This is a genomic window from Marinobacter litoralis (genome assembly GCF_003336705.1).
In the GTDB taxonomy this organism is placed as follows: Bacteria; Pseudomonadota; Gammaproteobacteria; order Pseudomonadales; family Oleiphilaceae; genus Marinobacter; species Marinobacter litoralis.
Window position 1 is genome coordinate 39,238 of record NZ_QMDL01000005.1, and the last position, 14,063, is coordinate 53,300.

10 protein-coding genes are annotated in these 14,063 nt (G+C 54.5%); 5 read left to right on the forward strand and 5 right to left on the reverse strand.

All coding sequences use genetic code 11. From position 1 onward, the window contains the following. Complete coding sequence (gene uvrA, locus DOQ08_RS15060) at positions 1-2,823, reverse strand: excinuclease ABC subunit UvrA (protein ID WP_114335809.1); 2,823 nt, start codon at positions 2,821-2,823, stop codon at positions 1-3. A 180-nt stretch (positions 2,824-3,003) separates the two neighbouring features. Between uvrA and DOQ08_RS15065 the strand changes: the two genes are divergently transcribed. Together DOQ08_RS15065 and ssb are read left to right on the forward strand one after the other, a co-directional pair. After that, positions 3,004-4,374 (forward strand): MFS transporter, encoded by a 1,371-nt coding sequence (locus tag DOQ08_RS15065; RefSeq protein ID WP_114335810.1) that lies wholly within the window; start codon positions 3,004-3,006, stop codon positions 4,372-4,374. Between the two features lie 57 nt (positions 4,375-4,431). Next, positions 4,432-4,968 (forward strand): single-stranded DNA-binding protein, encoded by a 537-nt coding sequence (gene ssb / locus DOQ08_RS15070; protein WP_114335811.1) that lies wholly within the window; start codon positions 4,432-4,434, stop codon positions 4,966-4,968. 78 nt (positions 4,969-5,046) lie between these two features. Here the strand turns inward: ssb and glnG are convergent, their stop codons facing one another. The 4 genes from glnG to glnA all read right to left on the reverse strand — a co-directional run bounded on the left by glnG (position 5,047) and on the right by glnA (position 9,943). Then, positions 5,047-6,480 carry a nitrogen regulation protein NR(I) gene (gene glnG / locus DOQ08_RS15075; RefSeq protein WP_114335812.1) on the reverse strand — a complete coding sequence of 478 codons (1,434 nt, stop codon included), beginning with the start codon at positions 6,478-6,480 and terminating at the stop codon, positions 5,047-5,049. Continuing rightward, entirely contained in the window at positions 6,477-7,577 is a 1,101-nt protein-coding gene (gene glnL, locus DOQ08_RS15080; protein WP_114335813.1) for a nitrogen regulation protein NR(II), read from the reverse strand. The genes glnG and glnL overlap by 4 nt, the downstream gene beginning before the upstream one ends. A gap of 239 nt (positions 7,578-7,816) precedes the next feature. Then, positions 7,817-8,341 (reverse strand): DUF4124 domain-containing protein, encoded by a 525-nt coding sequence (locus tag DOQ08_RS15085; RefSeq protein WP_114335814.1) that lies wholly within the window; start codon positions 8,339-8,341, stop codon positions 7,817-7,819. Between the two features lie 198 nt (positions 8,342-8,539). Then, a complete protein-coding gene (glnA, locus tag DOQ08_RS15095) occupies positions 8,540-9,943 on the reverse strand; it encodes a glutamate--ammonia ligase (RefSeq protein WP_114335816.1) in 1,404 nt (467 codons plus the stop codon). Between the two features lie 392 nt (positions 9,944-10,335). Between glnA and typA the strand changes: the two genes are divergently transcribed. From typA to dtd, 3 genes are all read left to right on the forward strand, one after another. After that, positions 10,336-12,147 carry a translational GTPase TypA gene (gene typA, locus DOQ08_RS15100; protein ID WP_114335817.1) on the forward strand — a complete coding sequence of 604 codons (1,812 nt, stop codon included), beginning with the start codon at positions 10,336-10,338 and terminating at the stop codon, positions 12,145-12,147. 181 nt (positions 12,148-12,328) lie between these two features. Further along, positions 12,329-13,291: a prolyl aminopeptidase gene (gene pip / locus DOQ08_RS15105; RefSeq protein ID WP_114335818.1), complete on the forward strand. Its 963-nt coding sequence runs from the start codon at positions 12,329-12,331 to the stop codon at positions 13,289-13,291. A 109-nt stretch (positions 13,292-13,400) separates the two neighbouring features. Further along, positions 13,401-13,856 carry a D-aminoacyl-tRNA deacylase gene (gene dtd, locus DOQ08_RS15110; protein WP_114335819.1) on the forward strand — a complete coding sequence of 152 codons (456 nt, stop codon included), beginning with the start codon at positions 13,401-13,403 and terminating at the stop codon, positions 13,854-13,856. Positions 13,857-14,063: the final 207 nt, after the last annotated feature.

Below are 14,063 nucleotides of genomic sequence, written 5' to 3' on the forward strand. Positions count from 1 at the left end.
CTATTTTTCCAGCATCGGTTTTAGGTATTTGCCGGTGTGGGAGTTTGCGTTGTTCGCTACGTCTTCCGGTGTACCTTCCGCAATTATCTGACCGCCGCCAGAGCCGCCTTCCGGGCCCAGATCGACGATCCAGTCAGCGGTTTTGATCACATCCAGGTTGTGTTCGATTACCACGATAGTGTTGCCGTGGTCACGTAACCGCTGGAGGACGTTCAGTAACTGTTGAATGTCGTAGAAGTGTAGACCAGTTGTTGGCTCGTCCAGGATGTATAGAGTCTTGCCCGTATCCCGTTTGGAGAGCTCTTTAGCGAGCTTCACACGCTGCGCCTCACCGCCGGACAACGTGACCGCGCTTTGCCCGAGTCGAATGTAGGAAAGCCCTACGTCGATCAGGGTTTGTAATTTTCTGGCTAAGAAGGGCACGGCGTCGAAGAATTCGCGGCCTTCCTCCACGGTCATGTCGAGTACTTCGTGTATGTTTTTCCCTTTGTACCGTACTTCCAGAGTTTCCCGGTTGTAGCGTTTGCCTTTGCAGATGTCGCAGGGAACGTAGACGTCGGGCAGGAAGTGCATTTCTACTTTGATCACGCCATCGCCTTGGCAGGCTTCGCAACGGCCGCCTTTGACGTTGAAGGAGAAACGGCCGACTTTATAGCCTCTTGACCGGGCCTCTTGGGTTCCGGCGAACAGCTCCCGTATTGGGGTAAAGAGTCCGGTATAGGTTGCAGGGTTCGACCGGGGCGTTCTCCCGATGGGGCTTTGGTCAATGTCGATGACTTTGTCCAGATGGTCTAGCCCCTTAAGGTTTTTGTAGGGAGCGTGACTCAAACTGGTAGCCTTGTTGAGTTTGGCGGCTGCTACCGGGTACAGGGTGCTATTGATCAAGGTGGACTTGCCTGAGCCGGACACGCCGGTTACACAGGTCATGATGCCTAGAGGTAGCGTCAGCGTAACGTCTTGAAGGTTGTTCCCGCTGGCACCGGTCAGTACAAGGTGTTTTCCGTTGCCTTTGTTACGTTCCGTCGGTATCGCGATGCTTTTCTCACCGCTCAGGTATTGTCCGGTTAAGGAGGCTCTGTTGGCGATGATGTCGGCCGGAGTGCCTCTGGCGACTACCTGACCGCCGTGTACGCCAGCGCCCGGCCCAATATCGATCACGTAGTCCGCGGCGCGGATCGCGTCCTCGTCATGTTCAACCACAATGACGGTGTTGCCTAGGTCCCGCAGGTGGGTGAGGGTGGCCAGCAGGCGATCGTTATCTCGTTGGTGAAGGCCGATGGAGGGTTCGTCCAGAATATACATGACGCCGACCAAGCCGGCACCAATTTGGCTCGCCAAGCGAATTCGTTGGGCTTCGCCCCCCGAGAGAGTGTCGGCGCTGCGTTCGAGGGTCAGGTACTCTAAGCCCACGTTCACCAAAAACTGCAACCGTTCCCGGACTTCTTTCAGAATTTTGTCCGCGATCTCGCCTTTACGTCCCGGCAGTGTTAATTCGCCGAAATAGTGGTGTGCTTCACCGACCGGCATGCGGGTAACGTCCGGCAGGTTTTGCTCTTTGATAAACACGTGACGGGCACTCTGCCGTAAGCGGGAGCCATGGCAAGCTTTGCAGGGCTGGGTGCTGAGGTTTCTAGCCAGCTCTTCCCGCATACTTTGGGATTCGGTTTCACGATAACGGCGTTCCAGGTTGGGCAAAATGCCTTCGAAAGGGTGGGCCTTTTCGATGATCTGGCCGCGGGAGTTGACGTAACGGAAGGTGACGTCTTCGGTTCCCGTTCCGTGCAGCAAGGCCTGCTGGAAGTCGTCGGGTAGCTCAACCCACGGGGTTTCGAGATCCATGCCATAGTGCTCGGCAACGCTGGTGAGCATCTGAAAATAGTAAACGGCCCGGCGGTCCCAGCCTTTGATGGCACCGGAGGCAAGAGTGGCTTCCGGGTGTTGAATGATTTTTTCGGGATCGAAGAACTGTTTAACGCCCAGCCCGTCGCAGGTTGGGCATGCCCCTGCCGGGTTGTTGAAGGAAAACAGGCGTGGTTCGAGCTCGCTCAGAGAATAGCCGCATTGGTTGCAGGCATAGCGGGCGGAAAAGGTGTGTTCTTCGCCTTCGCCCGACATTGGTGCGACAAGGGCAATGCCGTCGGAGAGATCGAGGGCGGTTTCGAAGCTTTCGGCGAGTCTCTGTTCCAGCCCCGGCTTTACTTTGAAGCGGTCAACCACCACGTCGATTTGGTGTTTACGCTTTTTATCGAGAGCCGGCACGTCGTCGATGTCATAAACGGTGCCATCCACCCGCAGTCGGATGAAGCCTTGGCTGCGCATGGTATCGATCACTTGATGGTGTTCACCTTTCCGGTCCCGGATGACGGGGGCCAGAATCATCAGTTTACTCTCCTCGGGGAGTGCCAAAACTTGGTCAACCATTTGGCTGACGGTCTGGGCTTCCAGCGGCTGATGATGGTCCGGACACCGAGGCTCGCCGGCACGTGCAAACAGCAAGCGCAGGTAGTCGTAGATTTCGGTGATTGTTCCCACCGTTGAGCGCGGGTTGTGGGACGTGGACTTCTGTTCGATAGAAATGGCCGGCGACAGGCCTTCGATGTGGTCTACGTCCGGCTTTTCCATCATGGAAAGAAATTGCCGTGCGTAGGTCGATAGGGATTCCACATAACGTCGCTGGCCTTCGGCGTAGAGGGTATCGAACGCCAACGAGGATTTCCCGGAGCCAGACAGCCCGGTAATCACGATGAGTTTGTCCCGCGGCATATCCAGGTCGATGTTTTTCAGGTTGTGGGTGCGCGCGCCCTTGATCTGGATATGGTCCATAACACCTCGCTTCCGATAAAAACGACCAGTATATCGTTTTCAGAAGGGCGCGGCTAAGTTGCCGACTCTACGTAGAGTGCACCCCGATGTGGGTAGTCCCGTCGAAGCTTCCGTTCTGGTACAATGCGCGCCTCGCGGCAGACGGCCACCACCACATCCATTCACTCCGGCACGGGTTATATGAACGCGCTAGAAAAACGCTCAGTCGCAGCTCTGGCTTCGGTATACGCCATGCGTATGCTGGGTCTGTTTATGGTTATGCCGGTGTTTGTGCTGCTCGGGAGTGATTTGCAGGGGGCTACGCCAGCGCTGATCGGTTTTGCGATCGGTGCATACGGCTTGAGTCAGGCGTTGTTACAGATACCGTTCGGCTTGATGTCGGACCGGGTCGGCCGTAAACGGATGATTTATATCGGCTTGATTCTGTTTGCAGCGGGGAGTGTCCTGGCGGGAGTCGCCGACTCGATTTACGGGGTGATTGCCGGGCGTGTATTGCAAGGTGCAGGGGCCATCGCCAGTGTTCTGATGGCGATGCTAAGCGATCTGACACGAGAAGAGCAGCGCACCAAGGCGATGGCAACGGTTGGTATCTCTATCGGTTTGTCGTTTTCGGTCTCACTTGTTGTCGGGCCGCTGTTAGGTGCCGCTTGGGGGCTGTCCGGTATTTTCTACACGACCGCCGTGCTGGCTTTGCTGGCATTGATTGTGGTGGCCAAGGTAGTGCCTACGCCGCATCAGAACAAAGTGAATGCCGAAACGCATCCGGCGCGTGAGATGGTGGGGACGGTTCTGGCCGATGGCCGTTTGTTGCGGCTTGATTTTGGCATTTTTGCCCTACATTTTGCGTTGACCGCGCTGTTTTTGGTATTTCCGACCCTGCTCAAAGAGCAGCTCGGGTTGGCGGCTACTTCTCATTGGTGGTTTTACCTGACGGTGATGGTGACCTCTTTCTTTGCCATGGTGCCGTTTATCATCATTGGTGAGAAAAAGCGTAAGATGAAGCCGGTGCTCTGTGGCGCGATTGCGTTGTTGGCCGTAGCAACGGCGTCAATGACTGGCGTGACGAATAGTCTGGCGTTGGCGTGGGTGGTTTTGTTTTTCTTTTTCATGGCGTTCAATTTGTTGGAGGCAAGTTTACCGTCATTGATCAGTAAGGAAGCGCCAGCGGCAAGCAAGGGTACGGCGATGGGCGTTTATTCGACGTCTCAGTTTTTAGGGGCGTTTCTTGGGGGCGCATTGGGCGGATATTTGTTGCAGCAAGCTGGTTTGAACGGTGTGCTGTGGTTAATGGCGGGCGTATTGGCAGTTTGGTTGCTGGTAGCGCTCACCATGCCTTCCCCGAGTTACACCGCTAGTATGGTGGTGCAGTTGCGTACTGTGATCGCAACATCCTTTGACGACATCGATCAACGTTTGCGTGGCCTATCTGGCGTAGCAGACGTTGTTATTGTTGAAGAGGCTTCGACGGCCTATTTAAAGGTGGATCGTCAGCACTTTAATGAAGATCAGCTTGCGCGCCTGGAGTTTGTGCGGCAGGGTGATAATACTTAAACATTGGATGCCTGCAAGGAGCGCAGGCGTTCGGTCAAAAAACACCAGGAGCAGAACATGGCACGAGGCATAAACAAGGTAATTCTGATCGGCAACCTGGGCCAGGACCCGGATACCCGATACACCCCGAACGGCAATGCAGTGGTTAACCTGAACCTGGCGACCGATGAAAGTTACAAGGATCGCCAGACCGGCCAGATGGTTCCGAGAACCGAGTGGCACCGGATTGTTATCTTCGGAAAGGTGGCGGAAGTGGCCGGGCAGTACCTGCGTAAAGGCTCAAAAGTCTACATCGAAGGACGTTTGCAGACTCGTAAGTGGCAAGGGCAGGATGGTCAGGATCGTTACACCACCGAGATCGTGGTGGATATTAACGGCCAGATGCAGATGCTGGACAGTCGCGGAAGTGAAGGCGGCATGAATCAAGGCGCTCCGCAAGGTCGCCCGCAGCAGCAAGCGCAAGCACCTCAGCAGCAGTACAATGCCCCGCAACAGCCTCAGCAGCAGGGCGGGTACAGCAATCCTGCGCCACAGCAGCAGGCGGGTAGCATGCCAGAGCCCATTGATGACTTCGACGATGACATCCCGTTCTAAGACGTAGGATGTGTCGTATAAAAAAACCCGAGCAGTCGCTCGGGTTTTTTTATGGTATTGGCTTAATCGTACTAACCGCTACTCTTCTGTGGTTTCCGGATGATCCAATCCCAGTTCGTTGATCTTTCGGGTTAAGGTGTTTCGGCCCCAGCCGAGCAAGATCGAGGCATCCCGTCGTCGCCCACCGGTATGTTTCAGGGCGGTTTCGATCATGATCTTTTCAAACTCTGGTACGGCTCGGTCCAGTACCCCCTTTTTACCGCGCTTCAATTCTTGTTCTGCCCAGTTTTTCAGGCCTTCTTGCCAGGTCTGGCCGGTGGCGTCGTTCTCGGACTCGGCTTGGTCCAAAAGTTCCGGAGGTAAGTCGGCCACATGAATTTCACGGCCACTCGCCATCACCGTGAGCCAGCGGCAGGTGTTCTCGAGCTGACGAACGTTGCCAGGCCAAGGCAAGGTTGAGAGGTATTCTTCTGCGTCTTTTCGCAGAAGCTTTGTTTCGACGGCGAGCTCTTTCGCGGCTTGTTCGAGAAAGTGTTGCACTAGACGGGGTATATCTGTCCGCCGCTCGGCGAGTTTCGGCAAATGAATCCGAATCACGTTCAAACGATGGAACAAATCCTCTCTGAAGCTGCCCGCGTTCACGAGTTTCTCGAGATCTTGGTGAGTAGCGGCGATTATACGAACGTCCACTTTGATCGGGGTGGTTCCACCAACACGGTAGAATTCTCCATCGGCCAGAACTCGCAGTAAGCGGGTTTGGGTGTCGGCAGGCATGTCGCCGATCTCATCCAGAAATAATGTGCCGCTGTTGGCTTGCTCGAAACGACCTTGCCGGGTGCCTCCGGCGCCGGTGAAAGCGCCTTTTTCATGACCAAACAGTTCGGACTCGATGAGGTCCTTTGGGATGGCGGCCATATTGAGCGCAATAAAGGGGCTGCGGGCACGGGGGCTGTGGTTATGGAGGGCCTGAGCAACCAGCTCTTTGCCGGTGCCGCTTTCACCGTTGATCAGTACGGTGATGTTTGAATTTGAAAGCCGCCCTATGGCCCGAAACACTTCCTGCATGGCCGGGGCTTCGCCAATGATTTCAGTGCTCTTTTGAACCTCTTCAATGTGAGGTTCGGCCGTTGCTCTCTGTTCATGGCTGTGAGCGATGGCTCTTTTCACTAACGCAACGGCTTCATCCACATCAAATGGCTTGGGCAGGTATTCGAAAGCACCGGTTTGGTAACTGGTGACGGCGCTGTCTAAGTCCGAGTGAGCAGTCATGATGATGACCGGAACGTCCGGGTGCAGTGCGACAATACGTGAGAGTAGGGTGATGCCATCCACCCCCGGCATGCGTATATCGCTGACAATGGCGTCGGGCCGTTCGTGTTCAAGGCGGGCGATGATGCCTTCACCGCTGTCAAACGCTTTCACTTGCAAGCCGGCTTGGCTTAACGCCCGTTCAAGTACCCAGCGGATACTTTTGTCGTCGTCGATGATCCAGACGTTTCCTGGCTGATTCATAAAGTGTCCTCCAGAGGCAGGAAGATAATAAAGTCGGTTTTTCCTGGCTCGCTTTCACATTCCACTAAGCCTCGGTGCTGGCCGATGATGCTTTGGGTAATCGAAAGTCCCAACCCTGTGCCCGAAGCGCGGCCGCTGATCATGGGGTAAAAAACATTTTGTAGCAGGTCAGCCGGAATGCCGGGGCCGTTGTCGATAATATCGATGCGGCAGACCAATCGGTGGCGTTGATGGCCAATGGTGAACTGCCGCAATGTGCGAGTGCGGAAGGTAATTGTGGGGACGGTGTCTTCTCTTGATGCATTCTCGTTTTCGAAAGCCGCCTCCATAGCGTTTCGGGCAATGTTCAAGACCGCTTGAATAAGCTGCTCTTTGTCACCCGAGAATTCCGGAATGCTAGGGTCGTAATCACGCTGAAGCTGCACTTTGCCCCGGCTTTCCGCCTCGATCAGGGTGCGAACCCGCTCCAAAACCTCATGGATGTTGGTGGGGGCAATCTGCAGGGCTTTGTTGGGTCCGAGCATGCGGTCCACTAAACTACGCAGCCGGTCGGCCTCGTTAATGATGACTTGGGTGTATTCGCGTTGCCCGTCACTGTCTAGCTCGCGGTCGAGCAGTTGCGCTGCGCCTCGAATGCCGCCCAGTGGATTTTTGATCTCGTGGGCCATACCCCGGACAAGAATTCGGGAGGCCTCCTGCTGGGAAATGATGTCTTCTTCCCGACTGATACGAAGCTGGCGGTCTATGGGCTGGAGTTCGATCAGTAGCTCAATTGGGTCAATGCTGATAGGGCTGACGGAGTAATCCACCATCAGGCGGGATCCGGTCAGCAATGCGAACTCAGCTTCGCGCCGGGTATAAGATTGACCGTTCTTTGCCGCGGCGTGCAGTGTTCTTAGTGCATTCTCTGAATCGATCAGTACATCGCTCAACGCTGTGCCCTGCGTTCGCATAAGGCTCGTTTCGAACAGGTTTTCTGCGGCCGGGTTCAGATAACGAATCGTCAGATCGTCGCCCAGAACCAGGACGGCGGTCGTCAGGCTATCGAGAATACTTTTATACCCGGCGTTCAGGGTGGTTGATGGTCGAAACGACATGCAGGAATCCCGTTGGGCGCTCATGGTTATAGCTATGAATTAGCAATAAACGAACCAGTTTTTCTGTCTCGTCCGATGAGCGGTGTTTTTGTGCGATAGGGCACCCGGGAAGGGCTTGTCGTGCTTTTAATCTCAAGGCAGGCGAGTTGGAAAGCTGCAAGCGGGCCGGGTTTGCCCCTTTGTTTGCCTACAGCATGGCACTAAATTGGTGCTGGCGCACTATTTTGGTGCGGCCTGATTTACTGTGCCACAGAGGGGCGGTGCACCGTAAAGCGAATGGGTTGGCCGGTTTTAACTTGTACGCCGTTGCGATCGATAATGTGGGCGACAGCACTGTGAGTGCCTCGGTCGATGTTTGGTACGGTCACGGAGCCCGAGGTGCTTTGGCCGACCGGCTGGCCATCGAGTGTGATTTCGTATTTGTGGCCGGGTTTCAGGCCGGGAGTGCTTCGGACTTCAAAGGTGACCGTGCCGTTGCCGCTGTGAAAGGCTTGGTCATCCTGAGGGTAAGCGAAAGCGAGGTTGTCGTACGAGGCCCCTTTACGTTCAACCTCTTCTCTTAGCTTTCGGGGTTCGCGCACGGCTTCGGGCTTGGGCAGTGTGATGGTGGTAACAGGCTTTACTTTGACCGGTTCGCCGCCCTTGATGGGTTCGTCGGAGAAGGTAACGTTGCCTTGTGCATCTACGTGGCGGTAAACCTCCGCCCAGCTGGTAGATGCGGCAAGTATCAGTATTCCGGATGCGAGCGTGACAAGAGTTTTCATGATGGCGACCTGTGCTCTGGTTGACTCATTTGATTATCCGGCGCAGCGGAGGGGATATCAACGCTGTGGGTGGCTCGCTTGGTTACATCTCGTTAAGAGCGACAGGTGTTGGTTGGGTTTTGTGGAATCGGCCACAAAAAAACCCGCCGAAGCGGGTTTTTTCTCTCTTGCTGAAACGCACCTAAGCGGTGCAATCAATTAGCAGGAGTAGTACAGCTCGAACTCAACCGGGTGCGTGGTCATGTTGATGCGCTCAACTTCGGCACGCTTCAGGTCGATGTAGCCGGCAATCATGTCTTCAGTGAACACGCCGCCACGGGTCAGGAACTCGTGGTCTTCTTTCAGGGCATCCAGAGCTTCTTGCAGAGTCTCGGCAACCTTCGGAATGTTCAGAGCTTCTTCTTTCGGCAGGTCGTACAGATCCTTGTCCATGGCATCGCCAGGGTGGATCTTGTTCTGGATGCCGTCCAGGCCGGCCATCATCAGTGCTGAGAAGGCCAGGTACGGGTTAGCAGCCGGGTCCGGGAAGCGAACTTCAACACGACGGGCTTTGGCACTGTTTACGTATGGGATACGGATAGAGGCAGAACGGTTACGGGCAGAGTAGGCCAGCATAACCGGTGCTTCGTAGCCTGGTACCAGACGCTTGTAGCTGTTGGTGGCCGGGTTGGTGAAGGCGTTGATTGCCTTGGCGTGCTTGATGATACCGCCAACGTAGTACAGAGCTTCGTCACTCAGGCCTGCATAGCTGTCGCCTGCGAACAGGTTCTTGCCGTCTTTGCTCAGGGACATGTGAACGTGCATGCCGGAACCGTTGTCGCCAACAACCGGCTTAGGCATGAAGGTTGCGGTTTTGCCGTATGCATGGGCAACGTTGTGCACGCAGTACTTAAGGATTTGTACTTCGTCGGCCTTTTTGGTCAGGCTGTTAGGGCCTACGCCGATCTCACACTGGCCAGCGGTGCCGACTTCGTGGTGGTGAACCTCAATGGTCAGGCCCATGGATTCCATGGCCGCACACATAGCGCCACGCAGATCGTGCAGACTGTCTACCGGTGGAACCGGGAAGTAACCGCCTTTAACGCCCGGGCGGTGACCGATGTTGTTGCGGTCGAAGTCTTCGCCGGAAACCCAAGCGGCTTCTTCTGAATAGAGCTCGTACATAGAGCCCTGCATGTCGGTCTTCCACTTCGCGGAATCGAAGATGAAGAACTCTGGCTCTGGGCCGAACAGGGCGCCATCGGCGATGCCGGTGGACTTCAGGTACTCTTCAGCGCGCTGGGCAACAGAGCGGGGGTCACGCTCATAACCTTGCATGGTGGTCGGTTCCACAATGTCACAGGTAATGTTGATGGTGGCTTCTTCGGTGAACGGGTCCAGAACGGAGCTGCTGTCGTCCGGCATCAGGATCATGTCGGATTCGTTGATGCCTTTCCAGCCAGCAATGGACGAGCCGTCGAACATCTTGCCGTCGGCGAAGAAATCTTCGTCAACTTCAGATGCGGGTAGGGTTACGTGTTGTTCTTTGCCGCGTGTGTCTGTGAAACGCAGGTCGACCCATTTGACTTCGTGCTCTTTGATCAAATCAACAGTCTTGGACATTGTGCATGCTCCGTAAGTTATACATATTCGTTGTGCCGGATCGTTCAGCGTACTGAGGCCCGATCTGCTTGCAGGTGAGGGAAGCTTATCAGAAGCCGTTGGCCCTTACCTTTCAATTGCGGCTGTTTACACCTAAGCAAGGGCCTTGCCAGTTTATCGATGTTGCCTCACAAAAGCGCAGTTACGGGGCTTGCGGGCAACGCCGGGGCGCTGAGGGCGCGCATCCTGGCGTTTTTAACGTCTCAGTCGTGCCCCAAAGTGGTGCGCCGAGCTGATAAATGCCTAATAACAGTGCGCTTCGTGATTGATTACATATTAAGCACTAATCTTCATATTATCGACATGGACTTTTCGATATACTGCGTCCCGCTAATTTCTGCAGGATACCAGTTGTGATTGATAAGCTTAGAAACGTTGCCATTATTGCCCACGTAGACCACGGTAAAACGACCCTGGTTGACCAATTGTTGCGCAAGTCCGGAACTTTGGACCGTAAAGAGCTCGAAAGCGAGCGCGTTATGGATTCCAACGATCAGGAAAAAGAGCGTGGCATTACCATTTTGGCGAAGAACACTGCGCTGAAGTGGAAAGACTACGACATCAATATCGTGGACACCCCGGGACACGCTGATTTCGGTGGCGAAGTTGAGCGAGTCATGAGCATGGTAGACAGTGTTCTGCTTGTGGTCGATTCGATTGACGGCCCGATGCCACAAACCCGCTTTGTAACGCAAAAAGCGTTCGCAGCAGGCTTGCGCCCGATTGTTGTGGTCAACAAAATTGACCGTCCCGGCGCTCGCCCGGACTGGGTAGTAGACCAGGTATTTGATCTGTTCGATAACCTTGGCGCTACCGATGAACAGCTCGACTTCCCGATCGTATACGCCAGTGCCTTGAACGGCATTGCGGGTATGGATCACGAAGACATGCAAGACAATATGGATGCCGTTTTCCAGGCCATCGTGGATTACGTGCCAGCACCTGATGTTGATCTGGACAAGCCGTTCCAGATGCAGATTTCCCAGCTGGATTACAACAGCTTTCTGGGTGTGATCGGTATTGGCCGCATCGCCCGCGGCAAGGTAGCGACCAACACCCCGGTCGTTGCGATTGGCGCTGACGGTAAAAAGCGTAACGGCCGAATCCTTAAGATCATGGGCCATTCCGGTTTGCAGCGTGTCGAAGTTGACGAAGCTCAGGCTGGCGATATCGTGTGTGTGAGCGGTTTGGATCAGCTCTTCATCTCTGACACCTTGTGTGATCCTTCAAATGTTGAAGCGCTGCCCGCACTGACCGTTGACGAACCGACGGTTTCGATGACCTTCCAAGTCAACGATTCGCCGTTTGCCGGTAAAGAAGGTAAGTACGTAACCAGCCGTAATATTAAAGAGCGTCTGGAAAAAGAGTTGCTGCACAACGTAGCTCTGCGTGTTGAAGAAGGTGACTCCGCGGACAAATTCAAAGTATCTGGCCGTGGTGAGCTGCACCTGTCAGTACTGATTGAAAACATGCGCCGCGAAAACTTCGAGCTGGCGGTTGGTCGTCCGGAAGTGGTGATCAAAGAAGTAGACGGTGAGAAACAAGAGCCGTACGAAAACGTGATCATCGACATCGAAGAACAGCACCAAGGCCCCATTATGGAGCAAATGGGTCTGCGTCGTGGCGATATGACCAACATGATCCCGGACGGCAAAGGCCGCATGCGTCTGGAATACACCATTCCGGCTCGTGGCTTGATCGGCTTCCGGAACGCCTTCCTGACCATGACCTCCGGTACCGGTATCCTCACCTCGACCTTCAGCCATTACGGTCCTGTGAAGCTGGGTGAAGTGACCAGTCGTCAAAATGGTGTCATCGTTTCCATGGCGACCGGCACTGCGTTGACCTACTCGCTGGAAACCCTGCAGAGCCGAGGCAAATTGTTCCTTGAGCCGGGCCAGGAAATCTACGAAGGACAGCTGTGTGGTATTCACAGCCGCGATAACGATCTGGTGGTTAACCCGACCAAGGGTAAGAAGCTGGATAACATGCGTGCGTCGGGTAAGGACGAAGTCATCGGCTTGGTGCCGCCCATCAAGCATACGCTTGAGCAGGCGCTTGAGTTTATTGACGACGACGAGTTGGTGGAAGTAACGCCCAAATCGATCCGTCTGCGCAAAAAGCTTCTGACCGAAAACGAGCGTAAGCGCGCCGGTAAGAAGTAAGTACGGTTGGCCCGGGGTTTCAGGCAATCACAGTGATAGAAACGAAGGTTTTCTTCTTGTGATCGTTCTGTTGCTCCGGGCCGATTGCCTTTCGAGTTAACTCCCTATCCTTTGCATTAAATCTGTAATCTCTCTCGCTATTCTCGGCTAGACTTCCGTTAATCATTCATCGGAGTCCGCCATGCTTACTCTTTATCCCGAAATTCAGCCCTATGCTCGGCATCGCCTCGCGGTGGATGATGTTCATGAGCTGTATCTGGAAGAATCCGGTAATCCCGAGGGTACTCCCGTGCTTGTGGTGCACGGTGGCCCGGGTGGTGGTTGTGAGGACTACCATCGACGGTTTTTTGATGCCGAACGTTTCCGAATTATTCTGCTGGATCAACGTGGCGCAGGGCGATCGACGCCGTTGGCCGCATTAGAAGGAAATGACACCCCGAATTTAGTAGCGGATATAGAAGCGGTACGCCAGTTCCTTGGGGTGGATCGTTGGATGCTGTTTGGCGGTAGCTGGGGCTCTACGCTCAGTCTTATATACGCGCAATCGTACCCGGAGCGGGTGTTGGGGCTGGTGCTGAGAGGTATCTTTCTCTGCCGGCCTCGGGATATTCACTGGTTGTATCAGGAAGGCGCGAGCCGGGTGTTCCCGGATTACTGGCAAGACTTCCAAAGGCTTATTCCCCAGGAAGAGCGCGATGATATGGTTGCGGCCTATCACCGGCGTTTGACTAGCAATAACGAACTGGAGCAGATTCAGGCGGCGAAGGCCTGGTCTGTTTGGGAGGGTCGTTGCGCAACGCTCCAGCCGAACCCGAAAGTGGTGGAGCATTTTGGGCACCCCCATGTTGCGATCGCACTGGCGCGAATAGAATGCCATTTCTTCATGAATCAAGGTTTTTTGCAGCCAGACCAAATTATTAATAACGCGGATAAGTTGGCGAGGATTCCGGGCATTATAGTTCACGGACGATACGACATGGTGTGCCCACTGGATAATGCTTTCGCCCTTAGTGCGGCTTGGCCCGAGGCCGAACTGCAAATCATTCGCGATGCCGGTCATTCGGCGTCCGAGCCGGCCATTGTGGATGCGCTGATTCGTGGCGTTGAGCAAATTGCCGTCAAAGGTGCGCCTTCAGCTGGTTGATTATTAGACTTTTTGTTGACTTGGCGGGGTTGCGACCTTTGAGTGGCCTCTATACACTTTGGTGCATTACGGTGTTTTAACCCCGCGAGCCGAGTTGCCAAGGGACTAAATGAAAGGATTGATCCAGCGAGTATCCGAGGCAAGTGTTGCCGTAGGGGGCCATCAGATTGCCAGCATTGGCAATGGGCTCTTATTACTCTTGGGCGTGGAAAGGAATGACGCATCAAAAGAGGCAAAGGAACTGTGCCGGAAAATTCTCTCATACCGGATTTTCCCCGATGAGCAGGGCCGGATGAACGTGAACGTTCAGGACTCCGGTGGCTCGCTTTTAATTGTTCCCCAGTTCACCTTAGCGGCGGATACTTCCTCCGGAACCCGGCCAGGCTTTTCTCTGGCGGCTTCCCCGGACGTGGCAAATCGTTTGTATGAGGAGTTTGTTGCCGAGGCGAAGAGCCTGTTGGGGGCTGAGCGTGTGCAAACCGGCGAGTTCGGGGCAGATATGAAAGTGGCGTTAGTGAACGATGGCCCGGTTACCTTTTTGTTGGAAGTGGGTGGGTCAAAATAGGTCATTTTAACGCTGACGTAATAATGCCCATGATTAGGGCGTTGCTTGGGGTTTCCGGGTGCTGATATCTGATCCTAGGGCGCTCGCGACAAGTGACCAGTTTTGTAACGTGTTGGTTGGAAAGATAATAGTGGATTTAGGTCTGAATTTTGCGATGCTAGGCCCTAATTGCCGTAAGTATGGACGGACACACAAGTTTTGAATCTG